The organism is Dorea sp. AF36-15AT (assembly GCF_003477705.1).
In the GTDB taxonomy this organism is placed as follows: Bacteria; Bacillota; Clostridia; order Lachnospirales; family Lachnospiraceae; genus Claveliimonas; species Claveliimonas ammoniilytica.
On the sequence record NZ_QUDV01000001.1, the window covers coordinates 542,228 to 566,532 of the forward strand.

The following is a 24,305-nucleotide window of genomic DNA, read 5'->3' on the forward strand; positions in this document are numbered from 1 at the left end:
GTGCTTATTTTCCAGACGCTTTTAGGGGAAAAGTTTAGTACAGTTTTTGGGGCGGTTTTGGAGAGATTGTTGGTATTGATGAATAGCTATTTGAACATGAAGTGGGTATAATGTGTATAGCGTTATAGGAAAGGACGGTGAGCAAAATGGCACGATATGCAGTGGAACATATCTGGGAAGGAAAACAGGAATATTTTTTAATCCGGGATCATCAGAACTGGCAGATGGTGCTGCTCCCGTCCAAGTATCTGACGCATTTGATCCGAGCAAACCGTTCCCCGAATACCGTTGGCCGCAGGGCAAAATCCATCCGGTTCTATCTGGAATATCTGGATGAGAAAGAGATGGAACTGTCCCAGGTGGCGGAACTGGAATTCCAGGAACAGTATGAACATTATGTGGGATTTCTCCACTGGCTGAAAGCCGGAAACCATTTGCATGAAAAGAAAGAGAAACTGCCAAGCAATAAAACCTGCAATGCGTACTTAAAAGACGTGTTCAGGTTTTTCTGTTTTTTAGAGCTGGAAGCAGATATGGAAAGGCTGAAAGTGCTATATTATGACAGCTTTACCACCCATGATTCCATCGGTGTAAAACGGAAGCTGCGGTTCCGGTCATTCAATGGCTATCTGAAAGAGGAAGAACGAAATGTCCGTCCGGCAGAGCATCAGGAGATTTTGGAACTTTTAAAGCAGTGTACCAACTGCAGGGACCAGCTTCTGATTATGCTGCTGGCAGAGACCGGATACCGGATCGGCGAGATTTTAGGTGTAAATTATACCAGAGATATTGATTATGAAAGACATACCATCCGGGTATTCTTCCGGGATGACAATGAGAACAAGGCAAGGGCGAAGAATGCGGCGTACCGAAGATCCAAAGTCAGTGATGCCACCTTCCAGTTTTTACTGTTTTATCTGTCCAAGTACCGGGAATTTCTGCAACACCAGCCGATGCTGTTTGTAAACATCGAAGGAGAGACGAAAGGAAAGGCACTGCAGGTGGATGCAGTTTACCGGATGCTGGAGCGGATGGAGAAAAAGACAGGCATCCATACGACGCCCCATATGTTACGGAGATACTTCGGAAATATGAGGCGGGATGCCGGATGGCCACTGGAAATGATCAGTGAGGCATATGGACATAAGCATATCGACACAACCATCAAATATCTGAACATTGTAGATGACCAGCTTATGGAAGCCAGCGACCAATATTATGCAAAACATTCTGCCCTTTATGATGTGGAGAAACTCCTGTAGGAGGTGAAGAACATGCCCGCTTATCAATTACATATTTATGAACAGCAGGAAGAGCGGGAAGCACTGGAACAAAAAATCTGTGAACAGGTGGATGCCTGCACAGAGATAAATGGGAAAATACGAAACAGGGTAAAGAAATTCCTGATAGAAGAGGGGATTACCGACATTTCGGAAATGGACGTAGCCCTAAGGCTCCGATACGAAGAATATCTGGAAAAGAACGAAACCGTCCATGCACCGATTACCTGCCTGCGGGGATTTGACAGAATTTTCCTTCATCAGATGAAAGAAGAGATGCAGACACTGGCAGGGCGAAGAAACTATACTACCGAGTATCGTGATCAATGGATGTGCCTCACCTATTATCCGGAGATTGAGATAGCAGAATCTTTTCTGACCAGCAAAGATGGAAAGGAACTGCTATGGGATTTTACACTGGAGTGTCCCCCAAATTTGAAGATGCAGATTTTTACAGTGCTGAAAGAGGTGATCCATACCTACAAAGGCCGTTACAGAAAAGAGAAACTGCTGGCACTGCAAAGGCTCTATCAATTTTGTGCGAAGCAACAAGTAGCTGATATTGAGATAATGACACTGGCCAAAGAACAGCAATTTGAGCAGGAACTCTCAGAACATTTTAGAGGGGAAAAGAAAAGTGCTGTGTTTGGTATCCTGCGGATGAGCAGAAAAATCCTATTTTTACAGGCACCGGAAATTCATTGGAATGCGAATGTGTGGTTTTTGGAACGTTTCCATTTTTCCAGAGAACGAATGAATCCAAGCAAGCCCGTGGAATGGGTATCCTTTAAAGAGGTGAACAACCTGGAAAATCAAAAGATTTTGCAAAAATATCTGCGGTACCTGTTTGGAATCACAGATTTATCTATCAGTACCATCCGAATCAAGCTGCTGGAACTTCGTACATTCCTGGTACATTTCAATGGAGAAGAAAAGCCAATCTATGAAGTGGAAGCAGAGAAGATTCAGAGATATCTGGAATCCGTTCAGAGACAGGATACCCGTGAAAAGACAGCAAATGGAAGAATCTTTATGATTTTGCAGTTTTACAACTTTCTTGTAGTAAAAGGATATCTGAAGAAGATTCCCTTCCGGCATGAGTATTATTTGCAGAAAGAAGTGCATGGCCACAATGACCGCAGCGTACCAGAAAGAGTATATGTGGAAATTTTATCTAAGCTGGCAGAGTTTCCGGAACATCTGCGGTTGATGTTCCTGCACTTATGGTGTACGGGAATTCGGGGAAGCGAAGTGTGTACCCTGACAGGTGGTGATTATGAAGAGAAGAATGGTGATTACTGGCTGAAAGTATATCAGGTGAAAATGAAAACGTATAAGCGGATTCCCATTCCGGAAGCATTGTACAAGCTGGTACAGGTGTACAAAAAGAAATATCAGATTGGACCGGAAGAATATCTGTTTAAAAGCAAAAAAGGTGGAGCATTCCAGTATGCTACATTACGGTATCAAATGTTGAAATACTGTGAGAAAAATAAGATTGCAGACGGGGAGTACATTTTCAGATCTCATGATTACCGACATAACCTGGCTACGCTTTATTATGATAACGGTATTTCCCTCCAGGCGGTACGGGATTACCTGGGGCATGAATACGAAGAAATGACCAGACAGTACGTGGACTATATGCCGAAGAAACTGGAAAAAGCCAGTGAAGCATATTTTCAGGAAGAAACCCACAGCTTTGCGGCGGAACTGATGAAAGGAGAGTTCCATGGATAAAAAATTATATCTAATCGATTTGGACTGCTATGCGAGAGCAGAGGAGAAACAGAAAAAGAATGTAAAGGAATCCCATTGCTTTGATTTCGGATTGCTTCCAACAAAGGGGCTTCAAAAAGAATTCCGTTCCTTTATTGAGGACCGAAGCCGACAATGTGCATTGGCAACGATGATACAGGAACGAGTGATCTATCAGAGATTTTGTAGAATGGTAAAGGATAAGCACATCCGGGTAGAGAGCCTGCAGGAACTGGAGTGGGAACAATGGCTGCTAAAAATCCGAAGCTGGCTTCTGGAACATGGGCAGAAACTGACCATGCAGGGAACTAGCGTATATGGGAAAGAAAAGACAGTGCCATCGAGACTCATTACTTATGTGCGGAAGGCATATCGATTTACAGAAGCCAAAGAGGAACGGGATGAGATTGAGAAAGATATCTGGACATTAGAGAATCTGGACATTGCCTATAAAAAGAATCCGATTAAAAATGTGCAAACTTTGAATTTTACAGCGATTATCCAGGATGACTTACGGGAAGAGACAAAAAAGGCAGTTTATGAACATTTACATCATGAAGCGATTGCAACGATTATCAAAGAACTGACCGCCATCCGGAGATTATCCAAATATCTGAAAGAAACATATCCCGATATCCATTCGGCAGAAGAACTGAATCGGGAGTTGCTGGAAGAATATCTGACGTACCTTGCAACGGAAGCGGAGGGCGTGAATAATTACCGAATGGATTTGACAAGACTCCGGGGACTGTTGGAAACCATTGGAAAATTATATGGGTATCCACATTTAGAAATTTTATTCCTGGCCAGCGACTTGCCCAGACAGGTGCAGCCGAAAATAAAATCTTATTCAGACAGTGAGCTGATTCGTTTTAATGCAGCGCTTGCGAAACTGGATGAACAGATGGAGCGGCTTATGGTCATCCACCAGATGTTAGGAACAAGGATATCTGATACCCTTACCCTGCAGACAGACTGCCTGTATCGGCAGGACGGACATCCTATGATCCAGATCCGGCAGATGAAAACAACTACATTTGTGAAGCCTATCAGTGCAGAACTGGAACTGCTGATTGAAAAAGCAATGGAATATACCAAGAAAAGGTATGGAGATACGGTTTACATTTTTGTGGATGAGAAAAATAGCAAGAGACCTATGCAGTATAATACCGTTCAAAACAAAGTGATGGATCTGATCCAGAAAAAAGATTTGCGGGACGATCATGGAGAATTGTTTGGATTTGGAACGCATATGTTCCGCCATGTATATGGTATCCGCTTAACAGAACTGCATCTGGATGACTGGACCATCGCAAAACTACTGGGGCATACATCCGTAAAGAATGTGAAATTTTACCGGAAGATGAGCCTCCAGATCATCGCAGATGAAACAAGAGAAATCAGAGCAGAGATGAGCCGGATGATCCGGGCGAATCTGGCCGGATGGGGGAAAGAATATGAGAAAATATGACAAGATGCTGGAAGTAAACCATAAGCAGAGCGTGGAGAAAATCCAGCGGGCAAAACTGGCAATCCAGGAAATGATCGAAGAAGAGGATAAAGTGACCGTTCCCAAACTGATGCAAAAGACCGGACTGTCCAGAGGATTTTTCTATAAGAACCCGGAAGTGCGAAAGGCAGTAGATCGTGCCTTGCAGCTACAGGCTGGCATGGTAGATAAGAGAAGAAAGATTTTAGATATGGCAATGGACAACCGTATCCTGCAGCTGGAGCAACAGGTAGCGAAACTGAAAAGAGAGAATGAAACATTACGAAAAGAAAGTGAAGCAATGCGGAAGGCATTGAATAAAAGAGACTTGAATCTGATTAAGAATTTCTAATGAAGAAGAAAATAATCAGCGACTGGCAGGGGCGTGAAGAACGTGCCTGCTGGTGGTTGTGGGGATAAAAGGGTATTGTTGATGTTTAGATTGTGTGAGACAATAAAGCTGTTAATTATATTCAGCCATAATAGGTACTCACGATAAAGGAGAATGCAATATATGAAAAAATATGTTCAGGAAGCAACGGATGAAAATATTTGGACATCTATAAAAAACAATACTTTTGGAAGAAATAAAGATATAAAAGATTTTATAGATGGTTTAGAACTCATAGATGAGAGTGCTTGCATCAGTTTGGATGCGAAATGGGGAGATGGAAAGACATTTTTTGTCCGACAGATTGAAGAAGTGTTAAAATATGTGTTGGCAAATCAACGGGCAGATGAAGAAAATCCGATTGAGAAACTTCCATCTTATGAATATTTGAAGGACAATGAAATGATGGCTAAAATAGATTTGAAGCATTCTTATTTGCCAATCTATTATAATGCATGGATGTATGATAATCATAGCGATCCACTTATGTCCCTGTTGTTAGTCATGACAAAGACTTGCAGGGGAGTTTATGATACGAAAATAGATTCCGAAAAGATAAGTAAAAAGCTAGTAGAGGCATTGGCAACATTGCCCATATCACTAGGGGAGTTTAAAGCAAATCCATTCACCGCAATTGAAAAGTTGCAAGGGAAAAGTATGGACATTTTATCGCTTGTACAAACAGAAGAAGAGATTCGGGAGAGAGTAAAAGGAATCTTCAATGACATTATCGTAGAAAGAGCGCAGAAACTGGTTATATTTATTGATGAATTGGATCGCTGCAGACCATCTTTTGCCATAGAAATGTTGGAGAGAATCAAACACTATTTTGATGATGAGCGTGTGATTTTCGTGGTGTCCCTTAATAAGGAGCAGTTAATACATACCATAACAAATTATTATGGAAGTGGGTTTGATGCAACCAGATATTTGAATAAGTTTTTTGATGTGAATATAAATCTTCCAGCAATGGATAAATATCAAAAACAGACCTTAGAATTTTCTGAACAACAAACAGAAGGAAAATTTTGGTTGTATAAATTAGCTGAAGAGCTAAGTGATTATTATCATTTATCTTTAAGAGATAAACTAATTTACAAAAGTCGTATTGAAGCAGTACCAGCTACTACAGGAACATACACGAGTTTAGAATCATATTTTGTATTGCTGTTCGTAGCAAGTATTATATTACTGGACATTATTGATATTCAAGAAAAGAAAAAATTTTTAGAAGGTAAAAGTGAGTTTGTTACAAATGTGTTGCCAGAACTGAAAATTTACAAGAGATTTATTAATAGATTGATTGGAGATGGAAGCAGAACAGTTGAAGAGGAACAATTTAAAAGTAACTGCGAAGAAGTTGTGAAAGTATATAAATATGCATTTGAAACAGAATCAGATGAATATTATGAACGGTTCGAAATAGGACGCGAATTGAAACAAAAATGTATTGTTGCATGCAACGGAAATAGGTATCATTAAGAGTATAAAAGCAAGTGGGAAATTCTAGAAAAAAAGACCTGCTTGCTTTTATCGTAGAAGGAAAGTGTACACAGTACACAAGTGTGCATACAGTTAAAGCCCCTATTTTCAAGGCATAAAGGGATAGGGGTACAGTTTACTGATGAGCCGACCGGGAATCTGGATTACCGCACCGGACAGGAAATTATGCGGATGCTCCGGGCATCCAGAGAAATGTATCTGCAGACGATTGTGATGGTGACGCACGACATGGAAAGTGCCAATTACGCAGACCGTATCGTGATACTGGAGGATGGGAAGCTGCGATGAGAGAAAACTATGGGATAAGGCATATTGAATGGAATATTAGTTTACAATGGATGAAACGCCAGAAAAAGTATTGCCTGATGGTAGTGTGTGTTACCATTCTCGCGTGTATGCTGATGCAGACCGGCTTTCTTATTACAGATGGGATAATCAGTGCAGTGAAGAACCAGCGTAAGAACATCTATGGTGAATGGGAATATGGACTGGTAAACATGGATGCAGATTCACAGACCTTGATAGAAGATCATCCATTTATCGAATCCAAAGGGAAGATTCAGATATATGGCGTGCTGGCTGGCTCTTATATGGACAATAAGCAAGCGAATATTGGAACGATGGATCAGACTGCGTGGAATATCGGACATTTGCAGATGTTAAAAGGGCATCTTCCGGAAAATGAACAGGAGATTGCTATGGAATCCGGCATGCTTACTGCGCTTGGCTACCAGGGAGAGCCGGGGGAGAAGATTACGTTAAATATCGTTACTACGACTGCGTATCAGAATGATATGGTCGGAAAGGCTTATACCTATACATTGTGTGGTGTCATCAAGGACTATCAGGTCAACTGGGACATATGTAATCGGAATCGGTTTCCGACAGGAATTGTGACAAAAGCAGGAGCAGAGCGGATTGGTAGTCCATTGGAGTCTCATATGCTGATTCGGGCAGACAAGGGAGACTCGGTTTATGAAGATTTGAAGAAAAGCGATAAGCTGACCTGCGGTATGGAAGAAAATGCAAAATGGAATCAGGATGTGGTGAAGCAAATGCCATATATCGGATTTCTTCAGGCAATCCGTGTGGTAATCGCAGTAGCGGCAGCCTGTGTGTTGTATCTGATGGTGTCGCACTCTGTTCAGAAACGTCAGGAGATGTGGAAGATTCTGGATGCACTTGGAATGGAGAAGAAGCAGATGTACCAGATACTGATCTTTGAAGCCTGTGCGTGTTATCTGATTGCGTCTATAACCGGAATGGGTCTCGGTACATTGACGTACCTGGCAGCTATGAAAGGATGGGAGAAGATACTTGGCTATCCGTTAGTTGCAAAAGTGACCGGAAAAGCATATGCAGGAACACTATTATACAGCTTTTTCGTATTTTCATTTAGTTATTTCTTTTCATGCATGAAATTAAATAAATTCAGGAAAGGAGGTACAGACCGCCAGAAAATTAAATTATCAAAAAGAAAAAATCAGATTACCAGACTGACACCTCTTTCTATGGTGCTGTGTGACTGGAATTACAGAAAACTGCGTAAAGGCATACAGATTCTGCTGATAGCAAGCGTATTAGTGATGTGCGGTACGGGGTATATGGAGATACGGTCGGACTGGGAAGAACTTGCAAGAGACCGTCAGTATACAGGCAATGGATATATGTTAAATGTGCAGCCGGATTCAAACACACAAGGGATTAGTAAACTTACAGTTCAGACATTGTCTCAGATTGAAGGTGTGGAATCGGCAGAAGCATATTATTCTACAGATAGTGACGAACGTAATGAAACAGAATATACCATTGATTTGTCGGAGTATAAACAAAGCCCATATATTGAAAAAATACTGGAGACAGAGCAGCTTTTTAAGGAAAATGTGAATGCTCATAACATTTCTTTTCATGCACTGGGAGTCACGCGCTGGGAAGATCTGCAGAGATTCCTGGCAGATGTTCAGGAAGGAACCGTTATACGAGAAGAATTTGAAAGCGGCAACTTCTGCATCCTTGTATTAAGTCCACTTCGAGAGCAGGACGGTATGTATCTGCCATGGAATACGAAAGAAATGGTGAAAGACAGCGATATTCAGGAATCACAGATCAAAGCAGGTGATCAGTTATCGGTTACCTGCCATGGAGAAAAAGAAGCACAGACGAAACAGATACAGGTTGATGCAATCCTGCGCACATCTTCCGAAAAAAATATACACCCACCTTATCCGGGCGGCACCGGCATCTGTGCGGTCACAGGAAAGAATTTCTGGAAACAATATGGCATAAATACCGTGGATGATTATTGTGAGAAGGTACGGATATTGTTAGATGATACAGCGGATGCTTACGATGCAGAGACGCATATACTAAGCTGTGTGAAAAAGGCTGGCAATATCGACCTGATCAATTACCATGAAGAGTATGCAGGCAGACAGCAGACCTACTATTCCGTTACAGGCACATTCATTATCTTTGGAATATTTTATCTTATCATGGTGGTTATCGTGGTAAGCCAGCTGTTGGCAGCGGAACGCCAGGACAAGGCGAGAAATCATCAGATATTATATGCGCTTGGAATGGAAGAAGCATTTTTTAAGAAAATGAGATGCATTGAAGTGGTTCTTGAATGCGGGATTGCGCTGGTATTAGGTGTGGTTGGAACAATACTATTTTACATAATTAGATAAGGCGCGATGATGGGAAATGATGGGAAATGATGTAAATAAAAGAACAATAATTCTGGCATTAAGTGTAATCACCGTTCTTGGTGTATGTGGGTATCATAATAAAACGGATTCTGAATTGGGGAGAGTGAATCCAACATTACAGCTGCAATTAAAAGAAGTTGTAACTATTTTTGAAACTTCATCTGGAGACATTATTGGTTGTGAAGTCCTGATTCTGTATGATTGGTTTGTTACACCGGGAGCATGTGGGGAAGACTTGATTAGCTTGAATTGGGATTATGGATATTTTACACTTACTGATTTTAATTCGTATGCTACAGTGAAAAATATATCTACAGGAAAAACGGAATACTTTGATTTTATCACAACACCTCATACTGCACAGAATGGTGAGATTGGCTGGTATACAAAGCTGCGTAGCTCAGATATAAGTCCTAAAATTCAAAGCAATCCTGCCGGATACGCAATTGCATATTTTGAACCATCTCGTCCGCTAAGAAATAATGATAACCTTGTAAAGGATTTTGATGTGATATATGTTCATGATAAATGTCCAGGCAAAACATTGATTGATGTTTCAGATATTATATATCAGATGGAAGATGATCAGCTATGAAAAAGGAAAATTATTTCACATGGCTCAATAATTATGGATTCTTCCCTAAAGTGACGGAAATAGAGATAGAGTATGTTTTTGATAATGTCAAAAGTGTAGAGAATCTGGAAGTTCAAGTTGGAGTGGTAAGAAGATGACGAATGATGCCTAAACTCGTTGTGATGACGGGGTTGGGCGTGCTGTGTATTCTTAAATGGAAAGGGGAAATGGTATATGAAGCGTAATATACGAATAATTGTGATGGGAGCTTTTGTGATAAATGCGTTAATTGGCTGTTCTAAACAGAATGAAGTTCCTGATTCTACTACAAAATTATTACATGCTATCGTGGAATCTCCGAATGAAGAGTTATATCATGCTCAGCCTACTGAAATAGGAATAGGAACAGGTGTACCAGATGAAGAGGAAATAGATGCAACACAGAAAGCAGTGGAAGAAGAGAAAAATGCCTGGGATGAGACAGTGGGAGACTGCTTTGCAAAAGGAATGTTTGATACATTCTTGAACAGTCAGGAACGGATTTATTTTCTGGGAGCTTCTGATGTGAATGGCTGTCAGACATCTGTAAAAAAGATTGAACTTGTTGAGAAAAATGATAATATACAGCACATAAAAGTGACAGTGCAGGCAGAGACAAGTGATTATAAGGAGGCTGAGACGAAAGACTTCGAGACGGAGTGAAGAGTTATCTATGATAAGGATGATCCGGAACTGATACAGACGATAGAACTAACAGATGATGACGGGTTCTGGGAGTGGAATGTAAAAAATTAAACAAAAAAGACATCCATCATGACGGTAATGGATGTCTTTTGTTTCGTTTACTTTATTCAAATAAATTAAGCGATTTCGTTTACAGCTTTTGATAAACGTGCAATCTTTCTTGAGCAAGTGTTCTTGTGGTAAACTCCCTTAGAACCAGCTTTGTTGATCTCAGAAATAGCAACCTTCAGTGCGTCCTGAGCAGCAGCAGCGTCTTTCTTTGCTACAGCAGTCTCAACTTTCTTTACGCAAGTCTTAACCTTAGATTTGATCGCTTTATTTCTTGCAGCCTTTGTCTCGTTTACTAAAATTCTTTTCTTTGCAGATTTGATGTTAGCCAATTTGTCCACCTCCGATATCATGGATTAATTATAATTTCATTCATGTTTATCAGAACAGACACGGACGCTCTGATAAAACGTACTTAATTATATTAGAATAATTAGGTGTGCTTGTCAATACATATTTTGACAAAAGCTGTAAAAACTAATGGAAAATGAGTATGAAGGAGAGAGACTAGGTATGATCGACAAGTTCAATGTGCGTACGGATCTTGCATTGGAGGAAAAGGAACGGTTTGAATCGGATGATGTAGAGATATCAGGCGTGGTGTTGGAGGAACATTATGATGAGCAGAAGGAGATCCGCATCACGATGGTGAAGATTGAGACAGAGAAGGGGGCAAGAACCATGGGGAAGCCTGTAGGGAATTACCTGACGCTGGAGGCACCGGGGATGGCGGATGATAACGAAGAGATCCACCGGGATATTTCGGATGAACTGGAGAAGCTGCTCAGACGCATTTTGAAAGATCATAAGGGAAAGCAGGAGTCGGTGCTGGTAGTGGGACTTGGCAACCGGATGGTGACACCGGATGCACTGGGACCGTACGTGGCAGATCATCTGAATATCACACGTCATGTGATCCGTGAGTACGGCAGGTATGCATTACATGACCAGCGGATGCGTCTGGTCAGCGCGATTGTGCCGGGAGTGATGGGACAGACCGGCATGGAGACGGTAGAAATCGTGAAGGGAATTGTGAAAGAGACGAAGCCGGATCTTGTAATCGCGATTGATGCGTTGGCTGCGCGGAATACGAAGCGACTGAACCGCACGATCCAGGTGGCAGATACGGGAATCCAGCCGGGATCCGGCGTTGGGAATCACCGCAGTGCGATCTGTCAGGAGACATTGGGGATTCCTGTAATCGCAATCGGTGTGCCAACAGTGGTAGATGCAGCGACAATCGTCAATGATTCCATGGAGAATCTGATTCAGGCACTGGAGACTTCGGAGGCGTTGCGTGGTGTCGGACTGGTATTACAGGGATATAATGCAGCGGAAAAATACGAACTGGTGAAAGAACTCATTTCCCCACATTTGAATGGAATGTTCGTGACGCCAAAGGATATCGATGATACCGTGAGGCGGATCAGTCGGATTGTCTGCGATGCGATCAATCAATTGTGTGTATGTGTGGAATAAATGCAGATGTATTGGCATATTTTGCACCGGGACGGCATAGGATAACAGCAGTACGGCAGACTGCCGGAGGTGAGTGAACGATGCGGAGTGGACATGTAAAGATCAATCGTTGCCTGATTCTGATGCTGTCAGTGATCTTGGGGGCATATATATTGTGGAATACAGGTGTATTTTCCTGGAATATGATCTGGGAGGAGATTACCGATATGCTGGTCAGGCAGTCGGCGGAATGTTATCTGCCCGGAATGGTATATGTGGCAGAGGATAAAAATGGTGACTGGAAGGAGTGGCTGGAAGGAAAGGCAGCCGAGCTGATACCGTTAGGTACGTATTTGGATGAAAAATCAGAATGGGAGACTGAAGTGGAGGATGCCGAGACAATTGCAAGGATTCTGGCGGAACAGGCGTCAGATGAGAATGCGGTGGATGCGAATGGGGCGTTAATCGGCGAGGATGATTCAGCTAAGACGGAAGGAGTGGGCACAGGTATTGATGTATCTCCGGAGAAAATGGGAGATTTTAACTATCTACTGAGCCATTTCTATACGGTAGACAGCTCCACGATGATCCGCAGTGATGAACTGAATGGGACAGAGCTTATGAGCAAGGATCTTCATATTAATCAAGAGACAGCAGGACCGAAGATTCTGATCTATCATACCCATTCCCAGGAAATGTTTGCGGATTCGGTACCTGGAGATCCGTCTACATCGATTGTAGGCATCGGAGATTATCTGACGGACCTGTTGAATCAGACATATCATATAGAAACAATGCATCATACAGGTGTCTACGATCTGATCAATGGAGAATTGGATCGAAGCAAAGCATATGATCTGGCGAAACCGGAGATCGCAGAGATTCTGAAAAATAACCCATCCATTGAGGTGGTGATTGACTTGCACAGGGATGGCGTGGGTGAGGGAACCCATTTGGTGACGGAGATCAATGGAAAGCCAACAGCCCAGATTATGTTTTTTAACGGACTAAGTAAGACCAGGTCAAACGGTGAGATTGATTATCTTGCCAATCCTTACATACAGGATAATCTTGCATTTTCTCTGCAGATGCAGGTGGCGGCAAGTGAGAAGTATCCGGATTTTGCCAGACGGATCTATCTGCGAGGATACCGTTATAACATGCATCTGATGCCGAAGAGTCTGCTGATTGAGGCGGGTGCGCAGACGAATACCGTACAGGAAATGAAAAATGCGATGGATATCTTAGCGGAGCTGCTGGATCAGGTGCTGGTAAAGTGATTGGTAACGATCACTAAAATAAATTCTTTGCGAAAAAGAAACATTTGTGATATTCTAATACAACATGGGTAAGTATGCGAAATAGTAGAAAGGACTAATTAACATGGCGAATAAAGCTACATATGATGCGGACAGTATCTCGGTGCTGGAGGGGCTGGAGGCAGTCCGTAAGAGACCGGGTATGTATATCGGAAGTACCTCAACGAAAGGTCTGAATCATCTGATCTATGAGATCGTGGATAATGCAGTGGATGAGCATCTGGCGGGATTCTGTTCCGAGATTCATGTGACATTGGAAAAAGACGGATCGGCAACCGTGGTGGATAACGGACGAGGCGTGCCTGTCGGCATGCATGCAAAGGGCATGTCTGCTGCCAGACTGGTGTACACGACACTGCATGCGGGCGGTAAATTCGATGACTCGGCCTATAAGACCAGCGGTGGTCTGCACGGTGTGGGTTCTTCTGTAGTCAATGCGCTGTCTGCATGGATGGACGTGGAGATCAGCAGAGACGGATATGTGCATCATGACCGCTATGAGCGTGGTGTTCCGGTAATTGAATTGGAAGATGGACTGCTGCCGAAGATAAGTAAGACAAGAAAGACAGGAACGAAGGTCAGCTTCCTGCCGGATGATACGATCTTTGAGAAGACAAAGTTCCGCGGGGAAGAGATCAAGAGCCGTATGCATGAGACGGCTTATCTGAATCCGAACTTAACAATTATATATGAAGACAAACGTGGAGAAGAGACCGAACATATCGAATATCACGAGCCGGACGGTATCATTGGCTTCATTCGTGATCTGAATGCCAAGAAAGAAGTCATCCATGAACCGGTGTATTATCAGGGAACAGCAGAAGGCGTTGAGGTCGAGGTCGCGTTCCAGTATGTCAATGAGTTCCATGAAAATGTACTTGGCTTCTGTAATAATATCTATAACGCAGAGGGCGGAACCCATCTGACCGGATTTAAGACAACATTTACCACAGTGATGAATCAGTATGCCAGAGAACTGGGTATCCTGAAGGATAAGGATGCGAACTTTACCGGAGCGGATATCCGTAATGGTATGACAGCCATCGTATCGATTAAACATTCGGATCCTAGATTCGAGGGACAGACAAAGACAAAGCTAGATAACCCGGATGCTGCCAAAGCGACAGGAAAGGTAACCGGTGAGGAAGTTGTACGCTATTTTGACCGCAATCTGGATACCTTAAAGAAGGTGCTTGCCTGCGCAGAAAAGGCAGCCAAGATCCGTAAGACAGAGGAACGCGCAAAGACGAATCTGCTGACCAAGCAGAAGTATTCCTTTGACAGTAACGGCAAGCTTGCTAACTGTGAGAGTAGGGATGCGTCCAAATGCGAGATCTTTATCGTGGAGGGAGATTCTGCGGGAGGTTCTGCCAAGACAGCCAGAGATCGTATGTATCAGGCAATCCTGCCGATCCGCGGTAAAATCCTGAATGTAGAAAAAGCAAGTATCGACAAGATTCTTGCCAATGCGGAGATCAAGACAATGATTAATGCATTCGGATGCGGTTTCTCCGAAGGATACGGCAATGACTTTGACATTACCAAACTGCGGTATGACAAGATTATTATCATGGCAGATGCAGATGTGGATGGAGCACATATTTCCACCCTGCTGTTAACTTTATTTTATCGTTTCATGCCGGAACTGATTTACGAAGGACATGTATATATCGCGATGCCTCCACTCTATAAGGCAATGCCAAAGAAGGGTGAGGAAGAATATCTCTATGATGACAAGGCATTAGAACGTTATCGTAAGACCCACGAGGGACCATTTATCTTACAGAGATACAAAGGTCTGGGCGAGATGGACGCAGAGCAGCTCTGGGAGACGACGTTGAACCCGGAGACTCGTGTAATGAAATTAGTAGAGATCGAGGATGCCAGAATGGCATCCAGTGTGACGGAGATGCTGATGGGGACAGAAGTGCCGCCGCGCCGTGCATTTATCTACGACAATGCGACAGAGGCAGAGCTTGATATCTAGGGAGGAGCAGATAAAATATGAGTGAAGCACAGATTATTCGTACCGAATATTCGGACGTGATGAAGAAATCATATATTGATTATGCCATGAGTGTTATCGTGGCAAGAGCCCTTCCGGATGTGAGGGATGGGCTGAAACCGGTACAGCGGCGTACACTGTATGATATGCATGAGCTTGGTATCCGGTGGGACAAACCTTACCGTAAATGCGCCCGTATTGTGGGTGACACTATGGGTAAATACCATCCGCATGGTGACAGTTCTATCTATGAAGCACTGGTTGTGATGGCACAGGACTTTAAGAAAGGGAAGATTCTGGTGGACGGACATGGTAACTTCGGCTCTATTGAAGGAGACGGAGCAGCAGCCATGCGATACACGGAAGCGAGACTTGCAAAGTTTACCCAGGATATCTTTCTTGCGGATCTGGACAAAGATATTGTGAATTTTGTTCCAAACTTTGATGAGACAGAAAAAGAGCCGGAGGTGCTGCCGGTACGTGTGCCGAATCTGTTGGTCAATGGTGCAGAAGGCATTGCAGTTGGTATGGCGACCAGTATTCCTACCCATAATCTGGGTGAGGTGATCGATGCAGTCATCGCGTATATGAAAGATAATACACTGACGACAAAGCAGTTAATGAAATATATCAAAGGACCGGATTTCCCGACCGGCGGTATTGTGGTCAATCAGGACGACCTGCTGTCAATCTACGAGAGTGGAACCGGTAAGATCAAGATCCGCGGTAAAGTAGAGACAGAAGATATGAAGAGCGGTAAAAAACGTCTTGTTATTACCGAGATTCCTTATACGATGATCGGAGCAGGCATTGGTAAATTCTTAAATGATGTCTGCAATTTGGTGGAGACCAAGAAAACATCGGATATCGTAGACATTTCCAACCAGTCCTCTAAGGAAGGTATCCGCATTGTGATCGAATTGAAGAAGGGCGCGGATGTAGAGAATCTTACGAATATGCTCTATAAGAAGACACGTCTGGAAGACACCTTTGGCGTAAATATGTTGGCGGTAGCAGACGGCAGGCCGGAGACCATGGGCTTAAAAAAGATTATTGAACACCATGTGGATTTCCAGTTTGAGCTGGCGACCAGAAAGTATCGTACACTGCTTGCAAAAGAACAGGACAAGAAAGAGATTCAGGAAGGACTGATCAAAGCCTGTGATGTGATTGATTTGATCATTGAAATTCTCAGAGGCAGTAAGAACATCAAAGATGCGAAAGCATGTCTGACGAATGGTGTGACTGAGAATATTAAATTCAAGAGTAAGATTTCACAGAAGATGGCGGCGATGTTACGCTTTACGGAGCGCCAGGCTACAGCAATCCTGGAAATGCGTCTGTATAAGCTGATCGGCCTGGAAATTGAGGCATTACAGAAAGAGCACGAGGAGACGTTGGAGAAGATTGCACGCTACGAGGATATCCTGAATCATTATGAGTCAATGTCCAGTGTGATCATCGAAGAGCTGGAACAGTTCCGTAAGGAATTTGCAGGAGCCCGTCGTACCGTGATCATGAATGCAGAAGAGGCGGTATTTGAAGAAAAGAAGATTGAGGAGCAGGAAGTGGTGTTCCTGATGGACCGCTTTGGTTACGCACGGACCGTAGATCCGTCAGTATATGAGAGAAATAAAGAGGCAGCAGACAGTGAGAACAAATACATTGTCTCCTGCATGAATACCGGCAAATTGTGTCTGTTTACCAATACCGGCAAGATGCATCAGATCAAGCTACAGGATCTTCCGTATGGAAAGTTCCGTGATAAAGGCATTCCGATAGATAATGTGAGTAATTTTGACAGCTCCGGTGAACAGATCGTTTACCTGTGTGATGGCGAGCAGATGCGTTATGCATGGCTGATGTTTGCGACGAAGCAGGGCATGATCAAGAAGGTGGAGGGTGCTGAATTCCAGGTGATCAAACGTACCATCGTGGCGGCGAAGCTGCAGGACGAGGATGAACTGATCAGCGTTCAATTGATCCATCCAAATCAGCAGGTGGTATTACAGACCAAAGAAGGATATTTTCTGAAGTTCGCTGCAGATGAAGTGGCAGAGAAAAAGAAGGCAGCAGTCGGTGTCCGGGGAATCAAGCTTAAGAAGAATGACGAACTGGAACAGGTATATCTGATCGGAGAAGGTCAGGAGAGTACGATACGTTACGGTGAAAGGGATCTGTATCTGAACCGATTAAAACTGGCTAAGCGTGGTGGAATGGGTACCAAAGCACGGAGTTAGCAATTTGTATCAAAAATAGAAAAAACCTTTGCAAAATATGGGAAATCCCTTGATTTTACAAAAAACAGGTGCTATACTGTATATAGTTACATAGTAGATTGAGGCAAGAGTGAACGAAAGTTCACTCTTCTTTGTTGTAAAAAAGCATATATGATGCCAGTGGGAGTGCAAAGCACGAAACAATCCGTAGGCATCATAATTGGGGCTTGAAAAATTTAAGAAAGAAGGGAATAACTGCATTGTCTAAGAGAGAAAGTTATGAACAGAGAACAGAAGCAATTCTGCTCCCAATCCTTGAGAAGCATGGATTCTCACTGTGGGATGTGGAATATGTGAAGGAAGGCGGTAACTGGTATCTGCGTGCTTACATTGATAAGCCGGATGGAATCGGAGTGAATGACTGTGAGGTTGTAAGCCGTGAATTGTCAGATATCCTGGATGAGGAAGATTATATTGAAGGATCTTATATTCTGGAGGTCAGTTCACCGGGACTTGGAAGACCGCTGAAGAAGGACAGAGATTTTGAGAGAAGTATGGGAGAAGAGGTGGAGATCCGTACTTATCGGATGATCGACCGTACCAAAGAATTCCGTGGAATTCTGAAAGCATACGACAAAGACAGTGTGACCATTGAGATGGAAGATTCCCGGGAAAAGACATTTGAAAAAAGTGAAATAGCATTGGTTCGGCTTGCTTTTGATTTTTAGATTTATCAGTAGGAGGAAAAGAAAATGAATACAGAATTATTAGAAGCGTTGACAATATTAGAGAAAGAAAAAGACATCAGCAAAGAGACACTCTTAGATGCCATTGAGAATTCTCTGATCAATGCATGTAAGAACCATTTTGGAAAAGCGGATAATATCAAAGTTATCATGGATCGTGAGACCTGCGATTATCAGTTGATCCAGGAGAAGACAGTAGTAGATGAAGTGATGGATGATGTAGAAGAGATCAGCCTGGAAGATGCTAAGAACATCGATAAGAAATATGAAATTGGTGACATCGTACAGATTCCGGTAGAGTCTAAATCATTCGGACGTATCGCAACACAGAATGCAAAGAATCTGATCCTTCAGAAGATTCGTGAAGAAGAGCGTAAAGTGATTTACGATCAGTATTTTGAAAAAGAAAAAGATATCGTAACTGGTATCGTACAGCGTTATGTTGGACGTAATATCAGCGTAAACCTTGGTAAGGTGGATGCTATGCTGACAGAAAATGAGCAGGTAAAGGGTGAGGTGTTCCAGCCGACAGAGCGTATTAAGCTGTACGTTGTAGAAGTTAAGAATACAACCAAGGGACCTAAGATTCTGGTATCCAGAACCCATCCGGAACTGGTAAAACGTCTGTTTGAAGCAGAGGTTACTGAAGTAAGAGACGGCGTCGTAGAGATCCGCAGTATTGCAAGAGAAGCAGGAAGCAGAACGAAGATCGCTGTATGGTCTAATGATCCTGATGTAGATCCGGTAGGAGCATGTGTAGGTATGAACGGTGCACGTGTCAACACGATTGTTAATGAGTTGCGCGGCGAGAAGATCGATATCATCAACTGGAGTGATAATCCGGGTATTCTGATTGAGAATGCACTGAGCCCGGCAAAGGTTATTTCTGTAATGGCTGATCCGGATGAGAAGACTGCAAGCGTTATTGTGCCGGATTACCAGCTTTCACTGGCTATCGGTAAAGAGGGACAGAATGCAAGACTGGCAGCGAGACTGACCGGATACAAGATAGATATTAAGAGCGAGAGCCAGGCAATTGAGTCAGGAGAGCTTCCGGAGAACTATATGGAACTGATGGAAGGTGTATACGAAGAAGAGATGTACGAGGACGGCTACGATGAAGAGGTGGCAGATGAAGCTTACGAGACATCTGAAGAAGCATCTGAGGAGACAGCACCGGAAGACGAGATTCAGTTCGAAGAAGTAGAAGAATAAGAGTAGAAATCAGGTGATTGTTTGAGTGGAAATAAAAAGATGCCTGTGCGTATGTGCGTAGGCTGTCAGGAAATGAAGAATAAAAAAGAGATGATCCGGGTGATCAAGACACCGGAAGGTACATTTATGTTGGATGCGACCGGCAAGAAGAATGGCAGAGGGGCATATGTATGTCCAAGTGAAGAATGTTTGCAGCTTGCCCGTAAGAACAAGGGACTGGAAAGGTCATTCAAACAGGCTATCCCGGCAGAAGTCTATGAATCGCTGGAAAAGGAGATGGAAGCACTTGAAACCAGATAAAGCATTGTCAATGCTCGGCCTTGCGGCAAGAGCGGGAAGAATCGTCAGCGGAGAATTTACCGTCGAGAAGGAAGTGAAGAGCGGCAGAGCATATCTGGTGTTGATCGCAGAAGATGCATCTGAGAATACCAGAAAAAAATTTCAGAATATGTGTGAATTCTATGAAGTACCAATGCGCCTGTGTTATGACAGAGAGAGGCTTGGACATTTTATCGGCAAAGACTTTCGCGCATCCGTTGCAATATTGGATGAGGGATTCGCAGATAACATTCTGAAACATTTAAACAGTCAGATATAGATACAATTGCATAGAGGAGGTTAGTTTGTATGTCAAAAGTAAAAGTATATGAACTTGCAAAGGAACTTGGCAAGGACAGCAAAGACGTTGTGAAGTTCCTGGAAGGAAAGAATATAGAAGTAAAGAATCATATGAGCACGATTTCAGAGGATGAAGCCGCTATGGTGAAGAAAGCACTTGGCGGAAGCAAAGCCCCTGCATCAGGGGATGAGGCTAAGGCAGCACCGAAGAAGAAAAATATCGTGCATGTATTCCGCCCGCAGAATACCAGAGACGGTTCCAGAAATGGCAGACGTCAGGCCGGGCGTCCTGCCGGTGGAGCAAAGGCACCGCAGAATGCAAAGCCGATGCAGGTACAGAACGGAAGACCGGCACCGGGAAGCAAGCCGGCAGTAAAACCTGTCACTAAGCCAGCAGTTAAGCCTGTAGCAGAGAAGCCGGCAGAAGCAGTAAAGCCTGCAGAGGTGAAACCAGAAGTAAATGCAGAGACAGTACAGTCTAAGAAGCCGGAAAGTACTCCGGTACAGCCGCAGAGTGTGGCGAAGCAGACAGAAAAAGTTCAGGAGAAGAATACGTCAGTGGAAAAACCAGTTAAGAACAGAGAAGAACAGAATAGAAATTCTCAATCCCAGGAAGGACGCAGAGAGCGTTCACAGGGGGGATATAACAGAGACCGACAGGGAAGAAATGACAGAAATAATGACCGCGGTGACAGAAACGGTCGCCCACAGGGAGACAGAAGAGATAATAACCGCGGAAGAAACGACAGAAATAACGATAGAAATGATCGCCCGCAGGGAGACAGAAGAGATAATAACCGCGGAAGAAATGATAGAAATGATCGTCAGGGCGGATTCAACAACAGAGACCGACAGGGAAGAAACGGAAATGACCGTTTCCAGAACAACGATCACCGCAAGAAGAATAATAATCCTGCAATTCCTGCACCGGCTTTGGAAGGACAGAAGCCACAGCAGAGAAAGAATAAGGGCAAGGAAGACTTCAAGAAGAAAGATTACCGCAAGGATGACGAAGACAGAATGCCTAAGGGAAGAAAGCAGAAGAATGATCAGAAGCAGCAGATGCAGAAGCCACAGCAGAAGGAACAGAAGGTAGAAGAGACAATCAAGTCAATCGTAATTCCAGAGGTCCTTACAATCAAAGAACTGGCAGATAAGATGAAGATTGTACCATCTGTTATTGTTAAGAAGCTCTTTATGCAGGGCAAGATCGTAACCGTTAATCAGGAGATTGATTATGATACAGCAGAAGAGATCGCGCTTGAGTTTGATGTACTCTGCGAGAAAGAAGAAGTTGTAGATGTAATTGAAGAACTCCTGAAAGAGGAAGAAGAAGACGAAAAGAAGATGAAGAAACGTCCGCCGGTTGTATGTGTTATGGGACACGTTGACCATGGTAAGACTTCTCTTCTGGACGCAATCCGCCATACAAATGTGATCGACCGTGAGGCCGGTGGTATTACACAGCACATTGGTGCTTCTGTTGTTACAGTAAATGGTGAGAAGATTACATTCCTGGATACACCGGGACATGAGGCTTTTACTGCAATGCGTATGCGTGGTGCGAACTCTACTGATATTGCGATTCTTGTAGTTGCCGCTGATGATGGTGTAATGCCGCAGACAGTTGAGGCGATCAACCATGCGAAAGCTGCAGGTATTGAAATTGTAGTTGCGATTAACAAGATTGATAAGCCAAGTGCAAATATCGATCGTGTAAAACAGGAACTGTCTGAGTACGAACTGATTCCGGAAGACTGGGGTGGAAGCACAATCTTCGTACCGGTATCTGCTAAGACCGGAGAAGGTATTCAGGATCTGATGGAAATGCTGCTTCTGACAGCAGAAGTATCTGAACTTAAGGCTAATCCGAACAGAAGAGCAAGAGGTCTTGTAATCGAGGCTCAGCTTGACAAAGGTAAGGGACCGGTTGCTACTGTTCTGGTACAGAAGGGTACACTGCGTATCGGAGATGCGATAGCTGCAGGTTCCGCTTACGGTAAAGTAAGAGCGATGATGGATGATAAGGGACGCCGTGTAAAAGAGGCCGGTCCGTCTACTCCGGTAGAGATTCTTGGTCTGAATGACGTGCCGAATGCCGGTGAAGTATTTGTCGGATGCAAGAATGACAAAGATGCAAGAAGTTTTGCTGAGACATTTATCTCGCAGAACAAAGCTAAACTTCTGGAAGATACTAAGGGTAAACTTTCTCTGGATGATCTGTTTACACAGATCAAGGAAGGTAATCTGAAGGAACTGAATATTGTAGTTAAAGCAGACGTACAGGGATCTGTAGAGGCAATCAAGCAGAGTCTCCTGAAGCTGTCTAACGAAGAAGTTGTAGTTAAGATCATTCATGGCGGTGTTGGTGCGATCAATGAATCTGACGTCAGCCTGGCATCTGCATCCAATGCGATCATCATCGGATTTAACGTTCGTCCGGATGCGACCGCAAAAGAGACAGCAGAGCGTGAAGGTGTAGATGTACGTCTGTATCGTGTTATTTACAACGCTATCGAAGATGTACAGGCAGCGATGAAGGGTATGCTGGATCCGGTATTTGAGGAGAAAGTGCTTGGTCATGCCGAAGTACGTCAGACATTCAAGGCTTCCGGAGTGGGTACAATTGCCGGATCTTATGTGTTGGATGGTACATTCGAAAGAGATTGTCAGGCAAGGATCGTACGTGACGGTATCGTTATTTATGATGGCAAGCTTGCTTCTCTGAGAAGATTTAAGGATGATGTAAAAGAAGTACGTGCCGGATATGAATGTGGTTTCGTATTTGAAAATTATAATGATGTAAAAGAAGGCGACCAGGTAGAGGCGTTCAAGATGGTTGAGATCCCTAGATAATAGCGGGGATCTGACGCCCCACCCGGGGAGTCTTGGTAAGGAGAATAGAATTGAGAAAAAACAGTATTAAGAATACCAGGGTGAATACAGAAGTTCAGAGAGAACTGAGTAATATTATCCGTGCAGGGATCAAAGATCCGAGGGTGGCACCATGGACATCTGTTGTTGCAGTACAGGTAGCTCCTGATCTGAAGACCTGCAAGGCTTATATCAGTGTGCTTGGCGATGAGAAAGCACAGGCAGACACAGTAGTCGGACTTAAGAGTGCGGAAGGATATATCAGAAGACAGCTTGCACATAATCTGAATATGCGCAACACTCCAGAGATTACATTTGTGCTGGATCAGTCAATTGAGTATGGTGTAACTATGTCTAAGAAGATTGATGATGTAACCAAGGATTTGGATACGGATGGTGAAGAAGATGCTGAATAAAATGCTTCAGAAAGCACAGACGGTTGCCATTGGCGGACATGAGCGTCCGGATGGCGACTGCATTGGTTCCTGCATGGGAATGTATCGATATATTAAGAATAATTACCCGGAGATCCAGGTGGATCTCTATCTGGAACCGATTGCGGATAAATTTCGCTTTATCCGTGGAACAGAGGATATTTTAAGTGAGATTGACGAAGAGAAACGCTATGATCTTTTTATCAGTCTGGACTGCGGAGACCGGGCGCGTCTCGGATTCTCTGAGCCGCTGTTCTGCAGTGCGGCACACACATTGTGTATTGATCATCATGTGAGTAATGGTTCTTTTGCAGAAGAGAATTATATATTCCCGGATGCAAGTTCTGCGTCAGAGCTAGTATACGAACTACTGGATAAGGACAAGATTACAAAGGAGATTGCGGAGTCCCTGTATATGGGAATTGCACATGATACGGGAATCTTCCGCTACTCCTGTGCATCACCGAAGACATATCGCGTGGCGGCAGATCTGCTGGAATATGGATTTGATGCTCCGGCACTTCTGGATTCTACATTCAGCGAAAAGACATATGCACAGAATCAGGTGATGGGACGAGCATTGTTAGAGAGTATTCTGTTCATGGATGGTAAATGCATAGCATCGTCCTTTAAAAAGGAGCAGATGGACTATTATGGCGTGACACCAAAGGATTTAGATGGCATTGTGTCACAGCTTCGCCTGACGAAGGGTGTGGAGGTCGCGATATTTGCCTATGAATTGACGGCAGATGTGTACAAAGTCAGCCTGCGGTCCAAGAGTTATGTGGATGTGAATAAAGTAGCCAGCTATTTTGGCGGAGGCGGTCACGTGAGAGCGGCCGGCTGTACTATGCCTGGTACGATCTATGATGTGCTGAACAATCTGTCCGGACGGATTGAGATGCAGATGGAGCAGGAATAA

The 24,305-nt window shown here is 43.6% G+C and carries 21 protein-coding genes; 20 read left to right on the plus strand and 1 reads right to left on the minus strand.

The window, feature by feature from the left end; genetic code table 11:
- Positions 1–146: 146 nt before the first annotated feature.
- From DWZ93_RS02520 to DWZ93_RS02560, 9 genes are all read left to right on the plus strand, one after another.
- Complete coding sequence (locus DWZ93_RS02520; protein ID WP_118049291.1) at positions 147–1,262, plus strand: tyrosine-type recombinase/integrase; 1,116 nt, start codon at positions 147–149, stop codon at positions 1,260–1,262.
- 12 nt (positions 1,263–1,274) lie between these two features.
- Positions 1,275–3,020, plus strand: a complete 1,746-nt coding sequence (locus DWZ93_RS02525; protein WP_118049250.1) for a tyrosine-type recombinase/integrase — start codon at positions 1,275–1,277, stop codon at positions 3,018–3,020.
- The gene (locus DWZ93_RS02530) at positions 3,013–4,509 is read left to right on the plus strand and encodes a tyrosine-type recombinase/integrase (protein ID WP_118049251.1); all 1,497 of its coding nucleotides are present in this window, start codon (positions 3,013–3,015) and stop codon (positions 4,507–4,509) included. Before DWZ93_RS02525 ends, DWZ93_RS02530 begins: the two co-directional genes overlap by 8 nt.
- On the plus strand, positions 4,496–4,879 hold the full coding sequence (locus tag DWZ93_RS02535; RefSeq protein ID WP_118049252.1) for a DUF6262 family protein: 384 nt from the start codon (positions 4,496–4,498) through the stop codon (positions 4,877–4,879). Before DWZ93_RS02530 ends, DWZ93_RS02535 begins: the two co-directional genes overlap by 14 nt.
- A gap of 162 nt (positions 4,880–5,041) precedes the next feature.
- Entirely contained in the window at positions 5,042–6,400 is a 1,359-nt protein-coding gene (locus DWZ93_RS02540) for a KAP family P-loop NTPase fold protein (RefSeq protein WP_055214789.1), read from the plus strand.
- A gap of 81 nt (positions 6,401–6,481) precedes the next feature.
- Positions 6,482–6,709: a hypothetical protein gene (locus tag DWZ93_RS02545; RefSeq protein ID WP_118451870.1), complete on the plus strand. Its 228-nt coding sequence runs from the start codon at positions 6,482–6,484 to the stop codon at positions 6,707–6,709.
- On the plus strand, positions 6,706–9,108 hold the full coding sequence (locus tag DWZ93_RS02550; protein WP_118451871.1) for an FtsX-like permease family protein: 2,403 nt from the start codon (positions 6,706–6,708) through the stop codon (positions 9,106–9,108). The genes DWZ93_RS02545 and DWZ93_RS02550 overlap by 4 nt, the downstream gene beginning before the upstream one ends.
- Before the next feature lie 16 nt (positions 9,109–9,124).
- Positions 9,125–9,724: a hypothetical protein gene (locus DWZ93_RS02555; protein ID WP_147364651.1), complete on the plus strand. Its 600-nt coding sequence runs from the start codon at positions 9,125–9,127 to the stop codon at positions 9,722–9,724.
- 213 nt (positions 9,725–9,937) lie between these two features.
- On the plus strand, positions 9,938–10,405 hold the full coding sequence (locus tag DWZ93_RS02560; RefSeq protein WP_118451873.1) for a hypothetical protein: 468 nt from the start codon (positions 9,938–9,940) through the stop codon (positions 10,403–10,405).
- A 158-nt stretch (positions 10,406–10,563) separates the two neighbouring features.
- Here DWZ93_RS02560 and rpsT read toward each other — a convergent pair whose 3' ends face one another.
- Positions 10,564–10,827, minus strand: a complete 264-nt coding sequence (rpsT, locus tag DWZ93_RS02565; protein ID WP_118383749.1) for a 30S ribosomal protein S20 — start codon at positions 10,825–10,827, stop codon at positions 10,564–10,566.
- A 181-nt stretch (positions 10,828–11,008) separates the two neighbouring features.
- On the opposite strand from rpsT, the gene gpr reads away from it, so the two are divergent.
- The 11 genes from gpr to DWZ93_RS02620 all read left to right on the plus strand — a co-directional run bounded on the left by gpr (position 11,009) and on the right by DWZ93_RS02620 (position 24,305).
- Positions 11,009–11,974 carry a GPR endopeptidase gene (gene gpr, locus DWZ93_RS02570; RefSeq protein ID WP_118383748.1) on the plus strand — a complete coding sequence of 322 codons (966 nt, stop codon included), beginning with the start codon at positions 11,009–11,011 and terminating at the stop codon, positions 11,972–11,974.
- An 80-nt stretch (positions 11,975–12,054) separates the two neighbouring features.
- Complete coding sequence (locus DWZ93_RS02575; RefSeq protein WP_243061069.1) at positions 12,055–13,233, plus strand: stage II sporulation protein P; 1,179 nt, start codon at positions 12,055–12,057, stop codon at positions 13,231–13,233.
- Positions 13,234–13,336: 103 nt separating this feature from the next.
- The gene (locus tag DWZ93_RS02580) at positions 13,337–15,259 is read left to right on the plus strand and encodes a DNA gyrase/topoisomerase IV subunit B (protein WP_118451874.1); all 1,923 of its coding nucleotides are present in this window, start codon (positions 13,337–13,339) and stop codon (positions 15,257–15,259) included.
- 17 nt (positions 15,260–15,276) lie between these two features.
- Positions 15,277–17,517, plus strand: a complete 2,241-nt coding sequence (locus DWZ93_RS02585; protein ID WP_118451875.1) for a DNA gyrase/topoisomerase IV subunit A — start codon at positions 15,277–15,279, stop codon at positions 17,515–17,517.
- Between the two features lie 239 nt (positions 17,518–17,756).
- Positions 17,757–18,224: a ribosome maturation factor RimP gene (gene rimP / locus DWZ93_RS02590; protein WP_118383745.1), complete on the plus strand. Its 468-nt coding sequence runs from the start codon at positions 17,757–17,759 to the stop codon at positions 18,222–18,224.
- Between the two features lie 24 nt (positions 18,225–18,248).
- Positions 18,249–19,457, plus strand: a complete 1,209-nt coding sequence (gene nusA, locus DWZ93_RS02595) for a transcription termination factor NusA (protein ID WP_118383744.1) — start codon at positions 18,249–18,251, stop codon at positions 19,455–19,457.
- A gap of 39 nt (positions 19,458–19,496) precedes the next feature.
- The gene (rnpM, locus tag DWZ93_RS02600; protein WP_118451876.1) at positions 19,497–19,757 is read left to right on the plus strand and encodes an RNase P modulator RnpM; all 261 of its coding nucleotides are present in this window, start codon (positions 19,497–19,499) and stop codon (positions 19,755–19,757) included.
- Positions 19,744–20,055: a YlxQ family RNA-binding protein gene (locus DWZ93_RS02605; RefSeq protein ID WP_118383742.1), complete on the plus strand. Its 312-nt coding sequence runs from the start codon at positions 19,744–19,746 to the stop codon at positions 20,053–20,055. The genes rnpM and DWZ93_RS02605 overlap by 14 nt, the downstream gene beginning before the upstream one ends.
- 29 nt (positions 20,056–20,084) lie before the next feature.
- Positions 20,085–22,931, plus strand: a complete 2,847-nt coding sequence (infB, locus tag DWZ93_RS02610; protein ID WP_118451877.1) for a translation initiation factor IF-2 — start codon at positions 20,085–20,087, stop codon at positions 22,929–22,931.
- Between the two features lie 50 nt (positions 22,932–22,981).
- Positions 22,982–23,365 (plus strand): 30S ribosome-binding factor RbfA, encoded by a 384-nt coding sequence (gene rbfA, locus DWZ93_RS02615; RefSeq protein ID WP_118383740.1) that lies wholly within the window; start codon positions 22,982–22,984, stop codon positions 23,363–23,365.
- Positions 23,343–24,305 (plus strand): DHH family phosphoesterase, encoded by a 963-nt coding sequence (locus tag DWZ93_RS02620; protein WP_243061071.1) that lies wholly within the window; start codon positions 23,343–23,345, stop codon positions 24,303–24,305. The genes rbfA and DWZ93_RS02620 overlap by 23 nt, the downstream gene beginning before the upstream one ends.